Consider the following 21,706-nt stretch of genomic DNA (forward strand, 5'->3'; position numbering starts at 1 on the left):
ACCAACAAAACAAAAATAGGCAGCCTAAGCTGCCTATTCGGTTTACTTTAACTTAACTCTGACGAATGGTATCAATTAAGTTTTTAGCTTCGCGGCGTATTTCGTCTGAACCGTCTACTATTGCCTCTTCTAACAGCTTAATTGCCCCTTGAGAATCATTCATCTCGATATAGATTTTAGCTAAGTCGAGCTTGCCTACCGCTTCTGCGTTAGAATCTACATCTTCAAAGCCAATATCACCGATAACATCAGGGAATTCATCCAAACCAACATTTAAGTTCAGTTCCTCTTCACTGCTCGATAGCTCTTCCGCTTCGCCATCAACTTCCGCCATCAGTTCATCGATTGTTCTGTACCCTTGCGCTTTAGGGTCGAAATCATCCTGCTCTCCCCAGTTTTCATCTGAGACTACAGCCTGTTCAGGTTGATTTTCAGCATCCCATGCAGACTGTTCATCTTCTGGAATTTCCTGAGGTATGCTCGCTTGTTGCTCCGGCGATAAACTGAATCCATTCCAGTCTTCTCCGCCAACTTCCAGCATTGCATCAAGATCCATACCCGCACTATCAATAGTTTCACTATCGATTGGTGAGTCAAACGAGAATGAAGATTGAGTCGCTCCATCATCTTCACTAAGCAATTCGTTAAGTGTTTCCTCACCATACTCAGCACCAGCAAGATCTGAAACTTCTTGATTCTGGAACACACTGAACAGAGCATCTTGTTCATTATCAGAATCTTCTACACTGGCTCTGATTTCTTCAGGCAAAGCATCTGATTGCGGTGAATCAGACACCACATCAGCCAGCGCTTCTTCTTCGCTGTAGTCAGGTAGCTCTAGATCATCGAATGACTCTGTCGCCGCTATCGCTTGTTCTTCAGCTGGTGCTTCTAGCTCTGGCTCTTGAGGCTCAAGTGCAACATCAGCAAGTGCATCTTCTTCGTTGTACTCTGGAAGCTCTAAGTCATCAAAGGACTCTGTCGCCGCTATCGCTTGTTCTTCAGCCGGCGCTTCTATCTCTGGCTCTTGAGGTTCAAGCGCAACATCAGCAAGTGCATCTTCTTCGTTGTACTCTGGAAGCTCTAGATCATCAAACGACTCTGTAGCCGCTTCCGCTTGCACTTCGGCTGGCACTTGTGATTCTGGCTCCTGAGGCTCAAGTGCAACATCAGCAAGTGCATCTTCTTCGTTGTACTCTGGAAGCTCTAAGTCATCAAAGGACTCTGTGGCCTCTTCCGCTTGTACTTCCACTGGCTCATCTAACTCTGGCTCTTGAGGCTCAAGTGCAACATCAGCAAGTGCATCTTCTTCGTTATACTCTGGAAGCTCTAGATCATCGAATGACTCTGTAGCCGGTTCCTCTTGTACTTCCGCTGGCTCATCTAATTCTAGCTCTTGCGGTTCAAGGGCAACATCAGCTAGTGCATCTTCTTCGTTGTACTCTGGAAGCTCTAAGTCATCAAAGGACTCTGTGGCCTCTTCCGCTTGTACTTCCACTGGCTCATCTAGTTCTCGCTCTTGCGGTTCAAACGCAACATCAGCCAGTGCGTCTTCTTCGTTGTACTCTGGAAGCTCTTGATCATCGAATGACTCTGTCACCGTTTCCGCTGGTACTTCGGCTGACTCTTCAAGTTCTGGTTCTTGCGGCTCAAGCGCAACATCAGCTAGCGCGTCTTCTTCGCCATATTCAGGAAGCTCTAGATCATCAAACGACTCTGTAGCCGCTTCCGCTTGTTCTTCCGCTGGCGTTTGTAACTCTGGCTCTTGAGGCTCAAGTGCAACGTCAGCCAGCACGTCTTCTTCACCGTATTCAGAAAGCTCTAAATCATCGAATGATTCTGTAGCAGCTTCCGCTTGTTCTTCAGTCGGTGCTTCTAGCTCGGGCTCTTGAGGTTCAAGCGCAACATCTGCCAGTGCATCTTCTTCGTTGTACTCTGGAAGCTCTAGATCATCAAACGACTCTGTAGCCGCTTCCGCTTGTTCTTCCGCTGGCGTTTGTAACTCTGGCTCTTGAGTCTCAAGGGCAACGTCAGCCAGCGCGTCTTCTTCGCCGTATTCAGGAAGCTCTAAATCATCGAATGATTCTGTAGCCGCTTCCACTTGTTCTTCAGTCGGTGCTTCTAACTCTGGCTCTTGAGGCTCAAGTGCAACATCAGCTAGTGCATCTTCTTCGTTGAGCTCAGGAAGCTCTAGATCATCAAACGACTCTGTAGCCGCTTCCGCTTGTTCTTCAGCTTGCGCTTCTACCTCTGGCTCTTGAGGCTCAAGCGCAACATCAGCCAGCGCGTCTTCTTCGCCGTATTCAGGAAGATCTAAATCATCGAATGATTCTGTAGCCGCTTCCTCTTGTACTTCCGCTGGCTCATCCAGTTCTGGCTCTTTCGGTTCAAGCGAAACATCAGCCAACGCATCTTCTTCACTGTCTTCTGAAAGCTCTAGCTCATCAAGTGATCCATCACGATGTTCTGGGTCTGTTGTCTCCATATCGGCCAGAACATCTGCCGCAGTTGACTCCACAGCATCTAGCTCGGCATTGTCCGTATCGACTTCTACTTGAGGCTCAACTTGAACATTTTCTTCAAGCTCAGGTGTACTTTTATCGCCAAGATCCTCAACATCTTGGTCAATTAGCCAATCATCGTCTTGCGGAACGCCAAACTCATTCGCCACTGCTTCAGGAACTGATAGCTCTGGCTCTGGCTCTGGCTCTGGCTCTGGCTCTGGCTCTGGCTCTGGCTCTGGCTCTGGCTCTGGCTCTGGCTCTGGCTCTGGCTCTGGCTCTGGCTCTGGCTCTGGCTCTGGCTCTGGCTCTGGCTCTGGCTCTGGCTCTGGCTCTGGCTCTGGCTCTGCAAGATTGCTTTCAAGTTCTTCGATGTCAACTGTTTGTTGCGCTTCATCTAAGTCCAGCGTGTCCAACAGTGGATCGGCTTCAGGTGCAACGCTGAGCATGTCATCGATAAAGTCATCGCTGGAAAATTCTTCATCGGCATTTGGCTGAACGCTGTCATCCGTACCAGTTTCAACTGACTCTTCATCCAGCGTGTCAATTTCAGACAGTTCCAAATCCAGTTCATCAGAAGTCGAATCTGGTTCTGCAGTGTCATTGGTCGGCTCCGAGAGTTCAGTTCGCTCAACATTGGTTTCTTGAGGCTCTTGCTGACTAGCTTGCTGCTCAATTTCCAATAATTCATCAAACAGGTCGGTACCGTCACTATCAAAGCTGTCATCACCAACAAGAGAATCATCAGACTCTAGCAGCTCATCAAGTGTGCTTGAATCGCCAACATTTAACGGTGTATCTTCGGAGTCAAGTAAGTCATCCAGTAAATCTGTGCTGTCTTCCTCAACAGAAACCTTGTCTGCTTCCTGCTCTTCCCCTAATAGTTCATCAAGCAGTTCAGTGCTATCACTATCGAGCTCTATTGCTGACTCTACTTCACTGCTAGACTCATCGAGGTCGATAAGCTCATCCAACAAATCTGTACTTGTGTCATCAAGCGAAATCGATTCTTCATCAACAATCTCATCCAATAGTGCAGTGTCGTCGACGGCATGCTTTTCCAATTCTTCTAAATCGGCTTGAGATTCGATCTGAGCAAACAAGTCATCAATTTCACTATCAGACGCTAGATTTGAATCTCCTAAGTCAAAGTCTTCTGCACTCTCCAGATTCACATCACTTTGCGTGTCGACAGGCTCATCATCAGGGCTATTTAGGTCAAACGAGTCGCCACTTTCTTCTAGCAAACTATCAATGTCAAAATCGTCATCGTCGTCACTGTCTCCTAGAAGCAAATCGTCTAGCATTGACTGATCAAGTTCATCAGTACCTAACTCTTCATGGTCGTCGTCCCCAGAAAGTAGCGCTTCAATATCATCTTGAGACATGCCGTTGTCATCTGAGAGGTCAAAGCCAGCTTCTTCATCATTATCATCGAGAGAGGCTTCATCAAGCGCTCGTTCCATCTCTTCAAGACCTAACGCTTTGTCTTCTGTGTTGACGCTAATGCCATTCGAACTCATATCGATGTCTTCAAGCTCAGCGTCCAAATCTCCGTTATCACCGATACCAGCAAACGGGTCTTCACCATCTTCGTCTTCTAGATTGAAATCAAGATCGCTGTCATCGAGGTCGGCAAAGATATCGTCTTCTTTCTTGTTGTCTTCGTCTTCTTCTAACGAGATATCATCATCTAGAGCTTTGTCATCATCAGCTTCACCAAATAGGTCATCATCGAGTAAAAGGTCATCATCAATGCTGTCGTCAATTTGGTCGATAGGTGCAACAGGCGTCATGCTATCTTGCTGAGATTGCATGAGCGGCTCTTGTGCTGATGACTCTTCTTTCGAACGACGGCCAAGTAGCACAACGATGATCAACACAATCAGCAAACCAGGAATGATAGCCAGTGCAGCCACTAGCCAAGTATTAGATAGTAGCTCATCAAGTTGTGATGGCTTCATCTTTTGCTCTTCGCTTAAACGGTTGCGCTCTTCTTGAAGTAGCTTTTCCACTTCATTACGAATACGATCTTCATCACTCAACTCGTCTTTAAGCACATCCACTTCTGACTGGACATCAGCCAGCATCAAACGAAGTCGATGGTTTTTTTCTTCAAGGGCTTGCAGTTCACTTTCTGAACTTTCCAGCTCGTTCTTTAGGTTGCTGACAATCTCAGGTTGCTTTTCAGGCGGAGCTTCTTGGGCCGCTGTAGCAGAGTTTTCAGTTGTCTTAGGTTCAGGCTGGGTTGGCGTACTTGGCGCTACTTTTTCGGTGGTCGCCGGAGTATTCGATACAACTGTTGCTGGGGCGACAGGTAGATTATTAAGCTTGTTTTGGTGAGCCTCCATTATAGCGACAGCTTTAGCGGTAGAAGTTCCGCGAACCTGCGCTAGAGACGGTATACGCAATGTACTACCAGGAATCAGGCTATGAATATTTTGGTCTTCAAAAGCACTTGGATTGAGCTCGTATATCGCCAATAGAGTCTGCTGAACCGTCAGGTTGGGAGCAGGCCTCACCTGTGTAGCGATCTTCCATAGGGTATCGGCGTCCGTTGTTGGGCCGAAGAAGCGAGAAGGCTCATTGCTGTTTGCACGAGAAATAGGTTCTGCAAATTGTGGAGAAGCTTGTCTCTCACCATTTGGACCTGTAAGGCGAATGCTTTCGGCACTAACGATAGAAGTCTGAGTCACGGCTACCAACACCAAAGGTAAAAGTAGACGCTTTAAAAATTGACGCATATAAGGCTCAGCTATGTGCTTAATAAGAATAAAATTATAGAGATCTGTTAAATATATCGGATTAGGCGAGCAAAACTATAGGCCTCAAGGCAAAAAATGTGTTGCTGGCGCAATAATCGCAGTAATCTCACATTAAAGTTAGGCCAATTGGATGATTTGTGTACCTAGCTCTGCTCAAGTTGTGAATTACAACGACTTATGGCTAAAGTCTTACTGATTTGAACCAGAATTGATTTTTGTCTTACCTAGTACAAAAAAACCTCGCATATTGGCGAGGTTTTGAAGCTAAATCAGATGAGATTCAATACTTAGAAGTAGTCTCGAATCAACACTTCTGCAATTTGTACCGCGTTAGTCGCAGCACCTTTACGTACGTTATCAGCTACTACCCAAAGGTTAACACCACTATGGTGGCTAATATCATTGCGGATACGGCCAACTTGAACGTGGTCTTTACCACCAGCATCACGTACTTGGGTAGGGAAATCGTCACCGAAAAATACTTCGATTCCATCTGTTTGATCTAGCAGACGTGTAACTTCTTCAGCATCAATTGGAGAACGTGTTTCGATATGAATCGCTTCCGCGTGGCCGTAAAACACAGGCACACGAACACAGGTTGGGTTGACCATAATCGATGGATCATTGAAGATTTTCTGCGTTTCCCACACCATTTTCATTTCTTCTTTGGTGTAACCGTTTTCCATAAACTTATCGATTTGAGGAATACAGTTAAACGCAATTTGCTGAGAGAAGTTTTCCGCTTCTGCAGGCATACCATTTAGCAGCTTGGCCGTCTGGCCTGCTAGTTCATCAATACCCGACTTTCCAGCACCCGAGACTGACTGATAGGTTGATACGTTGATACGCTCAATACCCACTGCGTCATGAATTGGCTTCAGCGCTACTAACATCTGAATCGTAGAGCAATTAGGGTTAGCGATGATATTGCGGTTACGAAACTCTGCAATAGCTTCTGGGTTTACTTCCGGTACAACAAGCGGAATGTCGTACTCGTAGCGGTAGTGTGAAGTGTTATCAATCACCACAACACCTTCGTCAGCAGCAACCGGTGCCCACTTTTCAGAAAGCGCACCACCCGCTGAAAATAGCGCGATGTGAACTTGAGACCAATCAAACTCTTCTACATTCTGAACTTTGATGGTTTTACCATTGAAACGGTAAGTCTTACCTTCGCTGCGCTCGCTCGCAAGCAAGTGCAGTTCGCCAATCGGGAATTTGCGTTCTTGCAACACTTCTAGGATGGTTTCGCCGACTGCTCCAGTCGCACCCAAAACCGCAATATTAAACTCTTGGCTCATCACTTACCTCGATTTGAAAACCTAATTTTTCCAGTGGGGCTAAATTACACGATGGTGTCCCAGTCACTGTTACTGCACTGTATTCACGCCTATCCCAATACTGCTTACGCATCAGGTCGAAAGAACCTGGAGTGGCGATTTCGCGACGGAATAAGGCATCGTCTTTACGCACATCATAGATTAATTGCGTTATGTTGTGCAGGCTCGCTTCGTCCCATGCTCGATCTAAGACCAAATTCGGCACTGGAGCCGTTGGTAACAAGTCGGAGGCTTGGGCACGTAAATCTCGGCCAATGAACTCACAATAACTATTAAAAATCATTGTCGTCCCTCTGGCTTTCCCCTCTAAACCATAGCCTGCAACGTGAGGGGTGGCGAATGCTAACAGAGGTAAGAGCTCCATATCAACTTCTGGCTCATATTCGAATACATCTAGCGCCGCAACAAAGCCATCATTTTTTAGCAAGCGATGTTTCAAAGCCGTGTTATCAACAATTGGACCACGAGCAGCATTAATCAGTATTTGATCGCTACGTAAGTTAGACAACACTTGCTCATCGATCAGGTGGTGGGTAGGAAAATCTCCGTCTTTAGTCAATGGAGTGTGCACGGTAATCACGTCCGCTTGCTCGAGCAGCTGGTCTAGAGGAGTAAATTCACGGCTATCGCCTTGTTGCTGCTTAGGTGGATCGTTGATCAATACTTTCAAGCCAATGCCGCCTAACGCTTTCGCTAAATACGAACCAACTTGGCCAGCACCGATAATGCCTACCGTTTTATCAAATACCGAAAAGCCTTTTTGCTGGGCCAACACCATCAATACGCTGAACGCGTATTCCGCAACACCCACTTTGTTACACCCAGGAGCAGCGGTGAAGAAGATACCTTTTTCCTTTAGCAAGGCTTGGTCAACGTGATCCATACCTGCGGTCGCAGTGCCAACAAACTTCAATTTGTTGGCTTTCGATAACAACTGCTCATTCACTTTGGTTACCGAACGAATCATTAATGCGTCTACATCAATCAAGTCATCGGCGGTAAGCGTTCTACCAGGTTTAAGCACTACTTCGCCCAACTGGCTGAATAACTGCTCAGCATAAGGCATGTTTTCGTCAATAATAATTTTCATATCGGTAATCGAGTAAGAATAGTTCGAAAGGATTGCTTGGATTGTGCTAAAAAGCACAAGTGGTGTCGAGCATATAATGAGTAGAGCAGATATAAAAATGCCCGGCTCACTCGAGCCGGGCAAACATCCAGAACAAAAGGATCTTGTCCCGCTCTCCATGGGACAAAGTCTGCGTCTGTTCGATTAACTAGATACAACACTAGCCAATCAAGCTCTGGAAACTGGCGTGCTCTGTTCGAGCATCATTCAGTTTTTAGCCTTGGTACTTCTTGATTACTAGTGTCGCGTTTGTACCACCAAAACCAAAGCTGTTAGACATAACCGTTGTTAGCTCTTGATCGCGCTTTTCAGTCACAATATCTAGGCCTTCAGCCGCTTCGTCTAGGTTTTCTACGTTAATGCTTGGTGCGATAAAGTTGTTATCTAGCATTAGCGCTGAGTAAATTGCTTCATGAACACCTGCAGCACCCAATGCGTGACCAGTCATCGCTTTAGTTGCTGAGATTGCAGGGCTCTTACCAGCGAAGACTTCTTGGATTGCACCAAGTTCTTTAACGTCACCGACAGGTGTTGATGTACCGTGCGTGTTTACATAATCAACAGAGTCAACGTCTTGCATTGCCATCTTCATACAACGCACAGCACCTTCACCAGATGGTGCTACCATGTCGTAGCCGTCTGAAGTTGCGCCGTAACCAACGATTTCACCGTAAATTTTCGCGCCACGAGCTAGTGCGTGCTCTAATTCTTCAACCACTAGCATACCGCCGCCACCAGAGATAACGAAACCGTCACGATCTGCATCGTAAGTACGTGATGCTTTATCTGGAGTTTCGTTGTACTTAGTAGATAGCGCGCCCATCGCATCGAACATCATGGTCAGAGACCAATCTAGTTCTTCACCACCACCTGCGAATACAACGTCTTGCTTACCAAGTTGGATAAGCTCCATTGCGTGGCCGATACAGTGTGCTGAAGTTGCACATGCAGAACTCATTGAGTAGTTCACACCGCGGATTTTAAATGGAGTTGCCAAACATGCTGAAACTGTAGAAGCCATCGTACGTGGAACCATGTAAGGGCCTACACGCTTTACGCCTTTCTCACGAAGAATATCCACTGCGTTCACTTGGTTTAGTGAAGACGCACCGCCCGAACCAGCCACAATACCAGTGCGCTCGTTCGATACTTGTTCTTCAGTTAGGCCAGAGTCTGCAATCGCCTGTTCCATCGATAGGTAAGCAAACGCTGCTGCGTCGCCCATAAAGCGCATTTTTTTGCGATCAATATGGTCAGCAGGGTTCATTTTTAGGTTACCCCAAACTTGAGAACGCAGGCCATTTTCTTTGAACTGCTCTGAAGCTGTGATACCTGACTTCCCTTCTTTAAGAGACGCTAAAACTTCTTCGACGTTGTTACCGATACTTGAAACAATACCCATACCGGTGATTACGACTCGTTTCATGTGACAATCCTAATAATTCAAAATTCCGCTAGATAATAACTAAGAAGACCAACAAAAGTGGTCAGCTTTCCCATAAATTCGTACAATCTCACCCTATATACCGCAGTTTCTCACAGAATTCACACATTATGACTTCTATAACCAATGCACAGCTTGATTGGAATGAATCAGGAACACCTGTATCCGATCAATTTGACGATGTTTATTTTTCCAATGTAAACGGCCTCGAAGAGACCCGATACGTTTTTCTCACTCAGAATCATCTACCGCAAAGATGGCAAGAATATGACCAACGTCGATTTACCATTGGGGAAACGGGGTTTGGGACTGGCTTAAATTTCCTTGCGACTTGGCAATGGTTCGACGCATTCAGACAAGCCAACCCAGACGCTAAACTCCAAGAGCTGCATTTCATTAGCTTTGAAAAGTATCCGCTCAGTATCGAAGATTTAGCCAAAGCTCATGAGGCTTGGCCTGAATTAGCCGAGTACGCAAAAAAGCTGCAACGCCACTACCCTATCGCCGTTCCCGAGTGCCATCGAATTGTGCTTGAAGACGGCGCCATCACTTTGGATCTGTGGTTCGGTGACATCAAAGACTGTATGCCACTAGTGCCAACAACCCAACGTGGCTTAATTGATGCGTGGTTCTTGGATGGCTTTGCACCAAGCAAAAACCCAGAGATGTGGAACCAAACCTTATTCAATAACATGGCGAAACTGGCAAAGCCAGAAGGCACCTGCGCCACATTTACTGCTGCTGGTTTTGTCCGTCGAGGCCTAATCAAAGCTGGCTTTGAGATGAAAAAAGTCAAAGGTTTTGGCACTAAACGAGAAATGATCGCAGGCTCAATGAATCAAACCTTACGGTTCAGTAACATTGCACCATATTACGCTCGGTGCACAACCGATCAGCTTAAGGATGTCGCGATCATTGGTGGCGGTATTGCCAGCGCAACGTTGGCTAAGACGCTAGCACGAAGAGGCATAAATGTTAGCCTCTATTGCGCTGATGAAAAACCAGCACTAGGCGCATCGGGCAACAAGCAAGGGGCGGTATACCCATTGCTTAACGGTACTCATACTGGCGTTTCTCGATTGTTTGCGCCGGGAATGCTATTCGCTCGCCAATTCGTAGAGCAGTGCGCAGATACCATTGATTTCGACCATGATTGGTGCGGTGTAACCCAATTAATGTGGGATGACAAAACCAAAACAAAACTCAGCAAAATGATGGAAGGAAACTTTCCAGCATCTCTCATAGAAAAGCTGTCGGCTGAAGAGACGAATCAAATACTGGGTTTACCTGTCGATATGGACAGCATCCACTATCCACTTGGCGGCTGGCTTTGCCCAGCCCAGCTAACCCAGAACCTCATTGCCGAATTAGAAAACACTCAAAAGCTCAGCGTTCACTATCAACATGAAGTTGAGTCACTAAACTTCGACCAAGACTCACAACGTTGGTCACTATCGACTCAACAAGGTCACTTTGAGCATCAAGCCATCGTCATCGCAAACGGTCATCAGTTCGACCAATTTGTGCAGAGCCAGCACCTACCGCTTGGTAAAGTGAAAGGACAAGTGAGTCACATACCTACCTCAAGCAACCTCCAACAGCTCAAAACTGTATTGTGCTACGACGGATACATGACGCCACATAATCCGAATAATCATCAGCATTGTATCGGTGCAAGTTACGACAGAAGCCATATTGACCAAGAATTCGATCCGCAGGCGCAAGTCGATAACGCAGCAAAACTCAAAAGTTGCTTACCAAAACAAACTTGGGTTGATGATGTAGACACCAGCGGCAATCAATCGCGCCAAGGTGTAAGGTGTGTAAGCCGAGATCACTTACCCTTCGTAGGAAATGTCGGTGACTTCGAGCAGATCAAACGTCAATACGCTGATCTGTCTCAGCAAACCGAAGAGCATATTAAACCTATTGCCCAATATGATAATTTGTACTGTTTCGTAGGATTAGGCTCTCGTGGCCTTAGTTCTGCACCTTTGATGGCTGAAGTGTTAGCGTCGCAAATGTGTGGCGACCCGCTGCCACTACCTGTTGATATGCTCGAAGGGATACACCCGAGCAAGATGTGGGTAAGAAAGCTGAAAAAAGGCAAGGCTCTGACCGAGCTGTAAAATTAAAAACGCCTCGATTCGTCGAGGCGTTAATTCGTCAAGGTATTATAGTGTCTAACCATTTCTAATTTAGCGTTAATTCATAAATGGCGCTAAATTGGAAAGCTTACTAAGCAAGTTTAGCCACTGCCTGTTTAAGCTCCGCTACAATTTCGTCGTTGCTCACCGCACCTGTTTCGAAATTGAAGTTGTCGTAGAAGCTTGGTACTGAAACCGATGCTTTTACGTTGCCACCAAAATAAGGTGCGGAACCCACTGCAGCAGCCAATACATTTTGAGCTCCGCCTGGGCCTGGTGAGGTGGCTAGGTAAACCGCTGGTTTGTTCTTAAACACTTCACGGTCAATGCGGGTCGCCCAATCGAATAGGTTTTTGTACGCCGCAGGGTAATGGCCATTGTGCTCAGCAAATGAGATAACAAACGCATCCGCCTCAGCCAAATCATTCAAGAAACCTTGCGCACCTTCCGCCTGGCCAATTTCTTTTTCCAGATCTTCACTAAACATTGGCACTTGATAGTTATTGATATCTAATACAACTACTTCAGCACCTTCGACTAAGTTTGCTGCATAAGTAGCCAAGGCTTTATTAATAGAAGTTGAACTGGTTGATGCTCCAAATGCGATAACTTTCATGGTGTTGCTCCTGTTGACTCGTTTCTTGTTATCTAGAATAACGGAGTACAGATTTTCAACAACCGTAATTTTCGCATCAAGTTATTCAATATTTTCGAACAAGAGTCAGCGCGTTCTTTAGGCTTGGCTTTGCAGCTCTTGCCATAAATCTTGAACAATGATGCGATCCGCTGGAGTCAACTCGCTGCGTGCGTCTTCAAGGCTTTGTTCAATTCGCTGCTTTAGTACATCTAGCTCTGCAATACCATCCTCTTCACAAGAAGCGGCAGAAAGAGAGATATGACCACGTAGATAACCACCGGCAAACAACTCATCATCTGAAGCGCTCTGTATGCGCGCATCAATCATATCCAGTAGTTTTTCTTCAAATTCAATAATCATTGTCGTCTCTTTATATTTTTAGATTGGGTATCCGTAACATCATAGCGTTCAAGCAACCTTGAAGTGGCTAATATCGAGTTCAGGAACCTCGTAATACTGGCGCAAAGCATCTGAAAGCATTTTAACTCTTGGCGGGATGCCCTGCTCAAATATACTTTCAACTTCACGATAGACCTTATTCATAAAGCCCAATCGATCTGGCTCAAAATCGCCGTGTAGGTTGTCACAACTTACGTTAAAAGGAAAGCCAGCGCTCGTGGCTAATATCCACTCATAAGCCTGAGGACGAATTTCTACTTTCTCGAACTCGGCTTGTACTGCTTCTGTCCTTCCATCTGGCTCATACCAGTACCCAAAATCTTCCATTAGCCTTCTTTCCGGACCTGCTACACACCAATGCGCAATTTCGTGTAACGCAGATGCATAAAAACCACGAGCAAAAATAATGCGATGGTGTGGCACTTTCTCGTCGGCAGGCAGATAGATAGGCTCATCCCCACCCAACTCCAACTTAGTGTTGAACTGGGGGTAAAATGTCTCATTGAAGATTGTCACTAAGTCTTGGTATTCGTGGCTCATAGCATGTCTAGCGTAGTGAATGACAGCAAAAACGCATTTTCCCTTTTTTAGCTGATAAGGTAAAGCTATTGTAAGGGATATAACATTAGATTATGTAATCTGAAAAACGATTTCGTCGGTATAAAATCTCATTCGCCTAAAAACGTATTTGCCACTACACTCTCGCCTTTCTTATTCCCCCTACTGGTTTTTTCCAAAAAGTTTTGAGTATCTCATCATGCTACTAAGTGTTTTGTATATCATTGGCATCACGGCGGAAGCCATGACAGGCGCATTGAGCGCTGGTCGACGCAAAATGGACTGGTTTGGAGTTATGCTGGTTGCAAGTGCAACAGCTATAGGTGGTGGTACAGTACGAGATATTCTGCTGGGGCACTATCCACTTGGTTGGGTCGAAAACCCACAGTTTTTGGTGATTACCTGTATTGCAGGCGTTTTGACCACAGGGTTTGCAAAATGGGTGATTAAACTGAAAGGCCTATTTATTCGACTTGATGCACTTGGGCTGATCGTATTCAGTATCATTGGTACTAAAGTCGCTATGGGAATGGGCCATCACGCGCTGATCTGTATGGTGGCAGCTCTCGTCACCGGTGTGTTTGGTGGATTACTGCGAGATTTGATCTGCCGCCAAACTCCTCTTGTACTGCACGAAGAGCTGTATGCGTCTGTTGCATTGATTGCTTCAGGACTCTACTTGGGTCTATTGGAGTTGGGGATAAATGACGTTACCGCGACCATCTCTACCCTTGTTGTGGGCTACGCACTTCGTATGGCAGCAGTACGATTTAAATGGCGCCTACCTTCATTTCAACTAGAAGCGGAAAGCTCTATTCACTAACTGAATAGACAACCCCACAGTTCAGCGAAATTCAGGCACATAACCACAAAAAAGCGCTCCTAAAAAGTAGCGCTTTTTCTGTTAGCTGGAGATTAAATCTTTGGCGTTTCCGTGGTCACACCAAAGTTTTGACCACGATGACGCAGCAGGTGGTCCAACAACACAATCGCTAACATAGCTTCAGCAATTGGCACAGCTCGAATACCTACACAAGGATCATGACGACCTTTAGTAATTAGCTGAGTCGGCTCACCTGTTTTAGTAATCGTCTCACCTGGTACAGTGATACTTGACGTTGGCTTCAACGCAATGTTTGCGACAATTTCTTGACCAGTAGAAATACCGCCGAGAATTCCGCCAGCATGGTTACTTGCGAAACCTTCAGGTGTAAGCGGGTCACGGTGTTCGCTGCCTTTTTGCTTAACCACATCAAAGCCGTCACCAATTTCAACACCTTTTACCGCATTAATGCTCATCAACGCATGGGCGATATCTGCATCTAAACGGTCAAAGATTGGCTCACCTAAACCAACAGGGACGTTGGTCGCAACAACCTGCAGTTTGGCACCAATTGAATCGCCTTCCTTTTTCAGGTCGCGGATCAGTTGGTCAAACGCATCTACTTTATCCGCATCTGGGCAAAAGAACGCATTGTTCTCAATCTCATCCCAATCAACTTTGTCGATGGATACGTCACCCATTTGAGACAAGTACGCACGCACCTGAACGCCGAACTCTTGCTCAAGATATTTCTTAGCGATGGCACCTGCCGCCACTCGCATTGCGGTTTCGCGTGCAGAAGAGCGACCACCACCACGGTAATCACGGACGCCGTATTTTTGGTGGTAAGTATAATCGGCGTGACCTGGGCGGAACTTGTCTTTGATTTCCGAGTAATCTTTTGAGCGTTGATCGGTATTTTCGATCAGTAGGCCAATCGATGTACCTGTTGTTTGACCTTCAAAAACACCGGAAAGGATTTTTACTTCATCAGGTTCACGACGCTGCGTTGTGTAGCGTGATGTGCCAGGACGACGACGGTCGAGATCTTTTTGAAGATCTGCTTCTGTAATTTCAAGCCCTGGTGGGCACCCGTCGACGATACATCCTAGTGCGATACCGTGACTTTCTCCGAACGTGGTCACTCGGAAATGTTGTCCGATACTGTTTCCTGCCATTACTTCCTCAATTGCTGCCAGTATTCATTGCCACAGTGAGCATATGTCTACTGACGTTACTCTCTATTCTTCGTGATTTCATAGTGGCTTTATTGCCCAATGATGTAAACCCCTAATGAGGTACAAAAGTGGCTTTTGCCGCAATAAAAAACGCCAGCATTACAATGCTGGCGTTTTCAATTCACTATGAATAATCAATCTTTGTAGAGTGCAAACTCTTCTGCATGCTCAACAATCTGGTCACGAGTTAGCATAAACACGCCATGGCCACCGTTTTCGAATTCAATCCAAGTGAATGGAATCTGCGGGTATTGTTCCATCATATGTACCATTGAGTTACCAACTTCACAGATAAGAATACCTTGTTCAGTCAAGTAATCAGGGGCATTAGCCAGAATACGACGTACCAGCTTCAGGCCATCAGTACCCGCAGCGAGACCTAGCTCTGGCTCATGAGTAAACTCATCAGGCAAGCTGTTCATATCTTCCTCGTCCACGTATGGCGGGTTAGACACGATTAGGTTGTACTTCTCTTTTGGCAGATCGCGGAACAAATCGGAACGAATCGGGAACACTTGCTGCTCCATACCATGATCTTGAACGTTTTGTTCTGCAACCTGAAGCGCGTCGGTCGAAATATCGATAGCATCCACTTCTGCTTCAGGAAATGCATGCGCACAAGCGATCGCAATACAACCACTGCCAGTACATAAATCCATGATGCGCACTGGCTCTTCTACCAGCCAAGGTTGGAACTGAGCTTCAATCAGTTCACCAATTGGCGAACGTGGCACAAGCACTCGCTCATCAACGAAGAACTCAAGTCCACAGAACCACGCCTTGTTAGTTAGGTAAGACGTTGGCGTACGCTCATTAATACGTTTTACCACTCGCTCAACAATACGCAGACGCTCGCTGCTGGTTAATCGGGAGTTCAATACGTGTGGAGGCACATCAATAGGCAGATATAGAGTTGGCAAGATTAATTGCACTGCTTCATCCCACGCGTTGTCCGTACCATGACCATAAAAAAGGTTTGCGGCATTAAAGCGGCTTACCGTCCAACGAATCATGTCTTGAAGGGTATGAAGCTCAGATACCGCTTCTTCTACAAAAATCTTATCCAAAATTGCCTCCGAAAAGCGCTACAATACTGCTAATTGAGTTTTACTATAAATTTTGAACCCTATGAGCAAAAAAGACACCGATCACGATGATGATTTCGCCTTATTTAAGGATGCAGTAGAGGGCGTTAAAAAGTTGCGACAGGATACCATAATCCATCAACCAAAAAAAAACCCTAAGCAAAAAGAAATCAGGCGCAGTGCCCGTGAAGCCAGCGATACAGAGTTTTATTTCTCCGATGAGTTTGTCCCGCTCCTAAGCGAAGACGGCCCAACGCGTTACGCTCGTGATGATGTATCCACCTACGAGGTAAAACGCCTGCGTCGCGGGGTATATGTTCCAGATGTGTTTTTAGATATGCATGGTATGACACAGCAAGAAGCTAAACGTGAGTTAGGGGCGATGATTGCATACTGCATCAAGAATGATGTTCACTGTGCATGTGTGCAACACGGAATCGGTAAACATATCCTCAAGCAAAAAACGCCACTTTGGCTTGCACAACACCCCGATGTGATGGCATTCCACCAAGCCCCTCTAGAATTTGGTGGCGACGGAGCATTGTTAGTTCTACTATCCATTCCTGAAAAGTAAAAAAGCCGCGTATGCGGCTTTTAATGTCTAAGCTCTGGTGGAATCGGTACGTCTTCAGCTTGAAACTTAGGCCTTTCACCACCGCGCTTACGGTATTGCTTAAGCTGGAACACATACGCTAACACTTGAGCTACCGCGGTAAATAGCCCATCTGGGATTTCCTGTTCCAGCTCTGTTGTATGGTATAACGCCCTTGCCAATGGCGGAGCCGGCACCACATAAATATCATGCTCTCTCGCCACTTCACGTATTTTCATCGCCATATGGTCAATACCTTTTGCGACAACAACAGGCGCTTTATCGGTGTTTTGTTTATACCTTAGTGCAACTGAAAAGTGCTCTGGGTTAGTAATAATAACATCGGCTTGCGGTACTTCTGCCATCATACGACGCTGTGCGGCTTCCCTTTGGAGCATACGAATTCGGCCTTTCACTTCAGGCTTACCTTCAGTGTCCTTATATTCGTCTTTAACTTCCTGTTTGGTCATTTTTAACTGATTGGCGTGTTGCCAAATCTGAAAAGGAATATCAATCGCGACAACCACAAGTAATGAGCAGCTGATCAACAAAACGAAATTCAGCAGGATGTCCAATGCATGGAAGATATTCTGCGGATAAACATCCATGCTTAACTGAAACAAGTCTTCTTTGGATGCATTAATTAGGTAGAAAGCAACGCCAGACACTAGAGAGACCTTTAGAATCGACTTGACCAACTCTACCCAGCTCTGCATGCCGACCATACGTTTTACGCCGCTTAATGGATTCATTTTGGACCACTTAGGCATTGCGGCCTCAACTGAAAAGCTGATACCTCCAACACCCGCGGAACCAATCAGGGCAGCGATAAAGAGCATGACCAAAACCAGAATCAAAGGCCCAAGTAGGCTACCAATCGCACCAAGTGCAATATCGCCTAATTTGGCAAAGTCGAACACCTCTTCTCGACTCAAGTCGAATAAACGACTCATCGATAAAAACAGCTCTTTGCCGAGCGCTTCGCCAAACCACATCAACGCAATCGCGCCAACCACTAATACCGATACGGACGCGAGTTCTTTAGACCTTGCAACCTGCCCTTTCTCTCGAGCCTGTTGCAAGCGCCTGGGCGTGGCGTCTTCTGTGCGTTCTTGGCCGTCTGATTCTGCCAATTCAGCCTCCTAACACATTATTTAGCGTGTAACGTAACTTCGTTTTGCACGCTAACAATTCAATCGAATCATGCGACATAACTGCTGCTCGCCTTGTTCCCATAGTAGTTCATAGTGGCTATACAAGCCGCCTAAAATATACCAACAAATCAATAGGCCGACCAAAAGTGCGAACGCAAAACCCAACGAGAAAATGTTTAGCTGCGGAGCGGCACGTGTCATTACGCCAAATGACATATTAATGGTGAGTAGCGCGATGATCCCTGATAAAGACATGCTCAGTGCAAACTTGAACATGATACCGAGCCACAATGCAATTTCGCGAAAGTCGACCGCAGTCAACGAACCAGACCCAATCGGCAGCGAGTGAAAACTCATCACCACTAATTGAATCATTTTAAGATGGCCGTCAGTCGCGAGGAAAAACATTGTCGCAAGAAACATAAATAGCTGACCAAGTAGCGGCGTGTTTTGCCCGTTCGCGGGGTCAACCATTGAGGCGAAACCCAAGCTGGCCTGCATACCTAAGATCTGACCGAGAATAACAAACGTCTGGATCATAAACTGGGTTATTGTGCCCATCGCAACGCCAATCACGATTTGCTCGAGCAATACCATAAAGCCTTCAAAAGACACCAGTTCAATTGTATTAGGAACAGCCGGACTCACCGCAAAAGTGATGGCTAACCCAAGGTATAAGCGTACTCGTGTTGGAACAAAACGCGCACCAGTGACCGTCATAACCATTAACATGGCCGCAATACGCGTATAGGGCCAAAAGTAGTTCGCAATCCAATCTAAAACGACACTGGTTGGATATTCCATAAGAGGCCTTTAGTACAAGACCTGAGGGAGACGCTCGATAATGCCGAAGAAGAATTCCATAAGCATTTGCGTCATCCAGTGAGCAAACAACATAAGTGCAAGCAACGTCACTACAAGACGAGGCAAGAAACTCAATGTTTGTTCGTTGATAGACGTGGCAGCCTGAAAGATGGCCACGACTAAACCAACCAATAAGCTTGGAATGATGATGGCACACACCATAATGAGTACCATCCAAAGCGCATCTCTAAAAAGTTCGACGAATAACTCAGGAGTCATAGTATTCTCCCGCTACAAGGCGAAGCTGCCGGCGAGCGTCGACAAGATCAAGTTCCAACCATCGACCAGCACAAACAACATCAGTTTAAACGGCAACGATACGATCATCGGTGATAGCATCATCATACCCATTGCCATCAGAACCGATGCCACTACCAGGTCAATGATCAAAAAAGGTAAGAACAGCATAAAACCAATTTGGAACGCCGTTTTCAGCTCTGAGGTGATAAATGCAGGTATCAAAACCGCCATCGACACATCTTCTGGGTTAGTCACCTCTGCACCAGCAATATTGACGAAGGTTTCTAAATCTTTCACACGAGTCTGCTTCAGCATAAATGCTTTCATCGGCTCTTGGGCAGTATCAAACGCTTCACGAGCAGTAATTTGTTCATTGAGATAAGGCTGAACCGCCTGATCGTTTATCTTGCTCAATACCGGAGACATGATGAAAAAGGTGAGGAAAATTGCGATACCGATAATCACCTGATTCGATGGTGTCTGCTGCAAACCCATCGCCTGACGTAATATCGACATCACAACCACGATTCGTGTAAATGAGGTCATCAAAATAACCATGGCAGGCAAAAAGCCCAACATGGTCATCAGCGCTAGAATTTGTAAGTTAATCGAATAGTCTTCACTACCGTCAGGGTTGCTGGTCATAGTAAAGGCAGGAATCCCACCGCCACTCGAGCTTCCCGAGGCAGCCGTACGAGCAGCCCCCTGCTCTTTTTCCATTGCCGTAACTGTGATACTCGATGCACCTGCAGCATTTTGAGGGATAGGTGTTTCTAACTCTTCTTGCGCATAAGTCAACGATGAAAAAGAAACGAGGATTAAAGTAACCGCTAGGCTAAGTACGCCACTTAGTTTTTTGAATATGAACAGATAATTCATCCTTTTTCACTCGCTCCATTCTTTTTCAATAGTTGAGCTAGCTGATTCGAAAACGGGACAGTTTCCGCATCTTCCTGAGAAATGGGGTTATCGAGCTTAGAAATGAGCTGAATAGATTGGGCGGTCACACCAACTAAAAACTGTTCCTCTCCTGCCTGAACAATCATGATCCGCTCTTTGGTACCAACCGGCAATTGGCGTACGACACTAAGGCCCTTTTGATTCATCAAAGTAGGCACTCGCATTCGCTTTAACAGCCAAGCTAAAAATAGAATGAAGGCTATAACGAACAAAAGCGACCCAAGGGTGGTCGCTAAATCAAGTTGGCTCGCAGGATTTGCAGCCAACGCACTAGACGGCATAAGAACAAGCCATAAAACGCTTCGTTGCATATATTACCCGTGGCTTCCAGCCAGTTAAGGGATAACTATCTAAGTTTCTTAATACGCTCGGTCTGGCTGATAACATCAGTCAGACGAATACCAAACTTATCGTTGACCACAACAACTTCACCGTGCGCAATCAAAGTACCATTCACCAAGACGTCAAGAGACTCACCAGCCACTCGCTCTAACTCAACCACCGAACCTTGGTTCAATTGCAGCAAGTTACGGATACTGATTTGAGAACGCCCAACTTCCATTGAAATAGTCACTGGGATATCTAGGATCGTATCAAGTTTGCGTCGCTCATCTTCTGAAATTGGAGATGAAGTATCTTTTAGTTCATCTAACGGCGCGGCAAGAATATCGTCTACATCCACTTCCGGAGCAGCAGGATCTTCACCTAAGGCAGCAGCCCATTCGTCCGCTAGTTTTTGGTCGTCACTTGGTTCCATTTTTCATTACCTACTTAATATTCTTCTTCATCATCGCCAGTCTCTTCTTCGAATTCAGACATGATGTCTTTTCCGAAGAATGCGAGGTCCGTTTTAACGACATCTGGGCGTTTAATTTTCTCGGATACTTGCACCGCCATGTTCTCACCAGCTCGTCCCATCTTCACACGGAATGTCGGCAATTCTTCAACAAACATGGTGGCATGTTCAGGCATAGTGATTGGGATAATATCGCCTGCTTGAAGCTCCATGAGGTCGCGCAGCGAAATGTCTTGCTCAAGCAGATTAACTCGGAAATTCACCGGCACGTCCATAATTTCTTCACGCAGCGCAGAACTCCAACGGATATCGGTTTCCATCTTGTCAGATTGGACACCTGCATCGAGCAGTTCACGAATCGGCTCAACCATGGAGTACGGCATAACGACATGGAAATCCCCGCCGCCACCATCGACTTCAATGTGGAAAGAGCTAACTACAATCACTTCCGTCGGGCTGACGATATTCGCCATACTTGGGTTCACTTCAGAATCAAGATATTCGAACTCGACACCCATTACCGGCGACCAAGCCTCTTTGTAATCTTCAAACACTATTTTTAATAGTAGTTGAACAATTCGTCTTTCCGTTGGAGTGAACTCGCGACCTTCAATACGGGCATGGAATCGACCATCACCGCCAAAGAAATTTTCTACCAGAATAAAGACCAAACGCGCTTCCATAGTCACCAAGGCCGTACCTTTTAACGGCCTAAAGCGCACCATGTTCAAACTGGTTGGAACATAAAGGGTGTTCTGATATTCGCCAAACTTCATCATTTGAACGCCGTTTATCGACACTTCAGCAGTTTTGCGAAGCATGTTAAACAGGCTGATGCGTAAATGTCGTGCAAAACGCTCGTTGATTAGCTCAAGCGTTGGCATTCGACCACGAACTATTCGGTCTTGTGAGGAGAAGTCAAAATTGACGGCGGCGCCACTTTCGTCTTCTATTTCCTCTTCGACCTCTTCGACATCATCTACCCCGTGGAGTAGCGCATCAATTTCGTCTTGGCTTAATAAATCGGTCACTCT

The 21,706-nt window shown here is 46.0% G+C and carries 19 protein-coding genes; 3 read left to right on the forward strand and 16 right to left on the reverse strand.

Annotated features, from left to right (window positions below; translation table 11 throughout):
• Positions 1–52: 52 nt before the first annotated feature.
• The 4 genes from ACXABW_RS10600 to fabB form a co-directional block, all read right to left on the reverse strand.
• The gene (locus ACXABW_RS10600; protein ID WP_457522634.1) at positions 53–5,245 is read right to left on the reverse strand and encodes a FimV/HubP family polar landmark protein; all 5,193 of its coding nucleotides are present in this window, start codon (positions 5,243–5,245) and stop codon (positions 53–55) included.
• A 308-nt stretch (positions 5,246–5,553) separates the two neighbouring features.
• On the reverse strand, positions 5,554–6,567 hold the full coding sequence (locus tag ACXABW_RS10605) for an aspartate-semialdehyde dehydrogenase (RefSeq protein ID WP_252027692.1): 1,014 nt from the start codon (positions 6,565–6,567) through the stop codon (positions 5,554–5,556).
• Positions 6,551–7,696 carry a 4-phosphoerythronate dehydrogenase gene (locus ACXABW_RS10610; RefSeq protein WP_252027693.1) on the reverse strand — a complete coding sequence of 382 codons (1,146 nt, stop codon included), beginning with the start codon at positions 7,694–7,696 and terminating at the stop codon, positions 6,551–6,553. Before ACXABW_RS10610 ends, ACXABW_RS10605 begins: the two co-directional genes overlap by 17 nt.
• 253 nt (positions 7,697–7,949) lie before the next feature.
• On the reverse strand, positions 7,950–9,161 hold the full coding sequence (gene fabB, locus ACXABW_RS10615; RefSeq protein ID WP_252027694.1) for a beta-ketoacyl-ACP synthase I: 1,212 nt from the start codon (positions 9,159–9,161) through the stop codon (positions 7,950–7,952).
• A 128-nt stretch (positions 9,162–9,289) separates the two neighbouring features.
• On the opposite strand from fabB, the gene mnmC reads away from it, so the two are divergent.
• Positions 9,290–11,308: a bifunctional tRNA (5-methylaminomethyl-2-thiouridine)(34)-methyltransferase MnmD/FAD-dependent 5-carboxymethylaminomethyl-2-thiouridine(34) oxidoreductase MnmC gene (gene mnmC / locus ACXABW_RS10620; protein ID WP_457522637.1), complete on the forward strand. Its 2,019-nt coding sequence runs from the start codon at positions 9,290–9,292 to the stop codon at positions 11,306–11,308.
• A 109-nt stretch (positions 11,309–11,417) separates the two neighbouring features.
• On the opposite strand, the gene ACXABW_RS10625 is transcribed toward mnmC, so the two are convergent.
• From ACXABW_RS10625 to ACXABW_RS10635, 3 genes are all read right to left on the reverse strand, one after another.
• Positions 11,418–11,942: an NADPH-dependent FMN reductase gene (locus ACXABW_RS10625; protein ID WP_457522638.1), complete on the reverse strand. Its 525-nt coding sequence runs from the start codon at positions 11,940–11,942 to the stop codon at positions 11,418–11,420.
• 117 nt (positions 11,943–12,059) lie between these two features.
• Positions 12,060–12,323, reverse strand: coding sequence for a YfcL family protein (locus ACXABW_RS10630; RefSeq protein WP_252027697.1), 264 nt, complete (start codon positions 12,321–12,323; stop codon positions 12,060–12,062).
• Between the two features lie 48 nt (positions 12,324–12,371).
• Positions 12,372–12,902, reverse strand: a complete 531-nt coding sequence (locus ACXABW_RS10635; RefSeq protein WP_457522640.1) for an elongation factor P hydroxylase — start codon at positions 12,900–12,902, stop codon at positions 12,372–12,374.
• A 217-nt stretch (positions 12,903–13,119) separates the two neighbouring features.
• On the opposite strand from ACXABW_RS10635, the gene ACXABW_RS10640 reads away from it, so the two are divergent.
• On the forward strand, positions 13,120–13,743 hold the full coding sequence (locus tag ACXABW_RS10640; RefSeq protein WP_457522642.1) for a trimeric intracellular cation channel family protein: 624 nt from the start codon (positions 13,120–13,122) through the stop codon (positions 13,741–13,743).
• 92 nt (positions 13,744–13,835) lie between these two features.
• On the opposite strand, the gene aroC is transcribed toward ACXABW_RS10640, so the two are convergent.
• Positions 13,836–14,921 (reverse strand): chorismate synthase, encoded by a 1,086-nt coding sequence (gene aroC, locus ACXABW_RS10645; protein ID WP_252027700.1) that lies wholly within the window; start codon positions 14,919–14,921, stop codon positions 13,836–13,838.
• Positions 14,922–15,115: 194 nt separating this feature from the next.
• Entirely contained in the window at positions 15,116–16,048 is a 933-nt protein-coding gene (gene prmB / locus ACXABW_RS10650; RefSeq protein WP_252027701.1) for a 50S ribosomal protein L3 N(5)-glutamine methyltransferase, read from the reverse strand.
• 61 nt (positions 16,049–16,109) lie between these two features.
• Between prmB and smrB the strand changes: the two genes are divergently transcribed.
• A complete protein-coding gene (gene smrB, locus ACXABW_RS10655; protein ID WP_457522644.1) occupies positions 16,110–16,640 on the forward strand; it encodes an endonuclease SmrB in 531 nt (176 codons plus the stop codon).
• Between the two features lie 20 nt (positions 16,641–16,660).
• Here the strand turns inward: smrB and flhB are convergent, their stop codons facing one another.
• From flhB to fliM, 7 genes are read right to left on the reverse strand one after another with little or no spacing between them, the layout of a single operon-like run.
• Positions 16,661–17,791: a flagellar biosynthesis protein FlhB gene (gene flhB, locus ACXABW_RS10660; protein WP_457522645.1), complete on the reverse strand. Its 1,131-nt coding sequence runs from the start codon at positions 17,789–17,791 to the stop codon at positions 16,661–16,663.
• Between the two features lie 51 nt (positions 17,792–17,842).
• The gene (fliR, locus tag ACXABW_RS10665; protein ID WP_265687055.1) at positions 17,843–18,616 is read right to left on the reverse strand and encodes a flagellar biosynthetic protein FliR; all 774 of its coding nucleotides are present in this window, start codon (positions 18,614–18,616) and stop codon (positions 17,843–17,845) included.
• Between the two features lie 9 nt (positions 18,617–18,625).
• Complete coding sequence (gene fliQ / locus ACXABW_RS10670; protein ID WP_252027705.1) at positions 18,626–18,895, reverse strand: flagellar biosynthesis protein FliQ; 270 nt, start codon at positions 18,893–18,895, stop codon at positions 18,626–18,628.
• A gap of 12 nt (positions 18,896–18,907) precedes the next feature.
• On the reverse strand, positions 18,908–19,795 hold the full coding sequence (fliP, locus tag ACXABW_RS10675) for a flagellar type III secretion system pore protein FliP (protein ID WP_457522647.1): 888 nt from the start codon (positions 19,793–19,795) through the stop codon (positions 18,908–18,910).
• Positions 19,792–20,187, reverse strand: coding sequence for a flagellar biosynthetic protein FliO (gene fliO, locus ACXABW_RS10680; RefSeq protein WP_252027707.1), 396 nt, complete (start codon positions 20,185–20,187; stop codon positions 19,792–19,794). Before fliO ends, fliP begins: the two co-directional genes overlap by 4 nt.
• A 35-nt stretch (positions 20,188–20,222) precedes the next feature.
• Positions 20,223–20,633, reverse strand: a complete 411-nt coding sequence (gene fliN, locus ACXABW_RS10685; RefSeq protein ID WP_252027708.1) for a flagellar motor switch protein FliN — start codon at positions 20,631–20,633, stop codon at positions 20,223–20,225.
• Positions 20,634–20,647: 14 nt separating this feature from the next.
• The gene (fliM, locus tag ACXABW_RS10690) at positions 20,648–21,703 is read right to left on the reverse strand and encodes a flagellar motor switch protein FliM (protein ID WP_252027709.1); all 1,056 of its coding nucleotides are present in this window, start codon (positions 21,701–21,703) and stop codon (positions 20,648–20,650) included.
• Positions 21,704–21,706 lie beyond the last annotated feature (3 nt).

This window comes from Vibrio paucivorans (assembly GCF_054053395.1).

Excerpts from the sequence above, each read along its gene's own strand:
- ACXABW_RS10600 (WP_457522634.1), bottom strand. The coding sequence starts at position 5,245 with ATGCGTCAATTTTTAAAGCGTCTACTTTTACCTTTGGTGTTGGTAGCC.
- ACXABW_RS10605 (WP_252027692.1), bottom strand. The coding sequence starts at position 6,567 with ATGAGCCAAGAGTTTAATATTGCGGTTTTGGGTGCGACTGGAGCAGTC.
- ACXABW_RS10610 (WP_252027693.1), bottom strand. The coding sequence starts at position 7,696 with ATGAAAATTATTATTGACGAAAACATGCCTTATGCTGAGCAGTTATTC.
- fabB (WP_252027694.1), bottom strand. The coding sequence starts at position 9,161 with ATGAAACGAGTCGTAATCACCGGTATGGGTATTGTTTCAAGTATCGGT.
- mnmC (WP_457522637.1), top strand. The coding sequence starts at position 9,290 with ATGACTTCTATAACCAATGCACAGCTTGATTGGAATGAATCAGGAACA.
- ACXABW_RS10625 (WP_457522638.1), bottom strand. The coding sequence starts at position 11,942 with ATGAAAGTTATCGCATTTGGAGCATCAACCAGTTCAACTTCTATTAAT.
- ACXABW_RS10630 (WP_252027697.1), bottom strand. The coding sequence starts at position 12,323 with ATGATTATTGAATTTGAAGAAAAACTACTGGATATGATTGATGCGCGC.
- ACXABW_RS10635 (WP_457522640.1), bottom strand. The coding sequence starts at position 12,902 with ATGAGCCACGAATACCAAGACTTAGTGACAATCTTCAATGAGACATTT.
- ACXABW_RS10640 (WP_457522642.1), top strand. The coding sequence starts at position 13,120 with ATGCTACTAAGTGTTTTGTATATCATTGGCATCACGGCGGAAGCCATG.
- aroC (WP_252027700.1), bottom strand. The coding sequence starts at position 14,921 with ATGGCAGGAAACAGTATCGGACAACATTTCCGAGTGACCACGTTCGGA.
- smrB (WP_457522644.1), top strand. The coding sequence starts at position 16,110 with ATGAGCAAAAAAGACACCGATCACGATGATGATTTCGCCTTATTTAAG.
- fliR (WP_265687055.1), bottom strand. The coding sequence starts at position 18,616 with ATGGAATATCCAACCAGTGTCGTTTTAGATTGGATTGCGAACTACTTT.
- fliQ (WP_252027705.1), bottom strand. The coding sequence starts at position 18,895 with ATGACTCCTGAGTTATTCGTCGAACTTTTTAGAGATGCGCTTTGGATG.
- fliP (WP_457522647.1), bottom strand. The coding sequence starts at position 19,795 with ATGAATTATCTGTTCATATTCAAAAAACTAAGTGGCGTACTTAGCCTA.
- fliO (WP_252027707.1), bottom strand. The coding sequence starts at position 20,187 with ATGCAACGAAGCGTTTTATGGCTTGTTCTTATGCCGTCTAGTGCGTTG.
- fliN (WP_252027708.1), bottom strand. The coding sequence starts at position 20,633 with ATGGAACCAAGTGACGACCAAAAACTAGCGGACGAATGGGCTGCTGCC.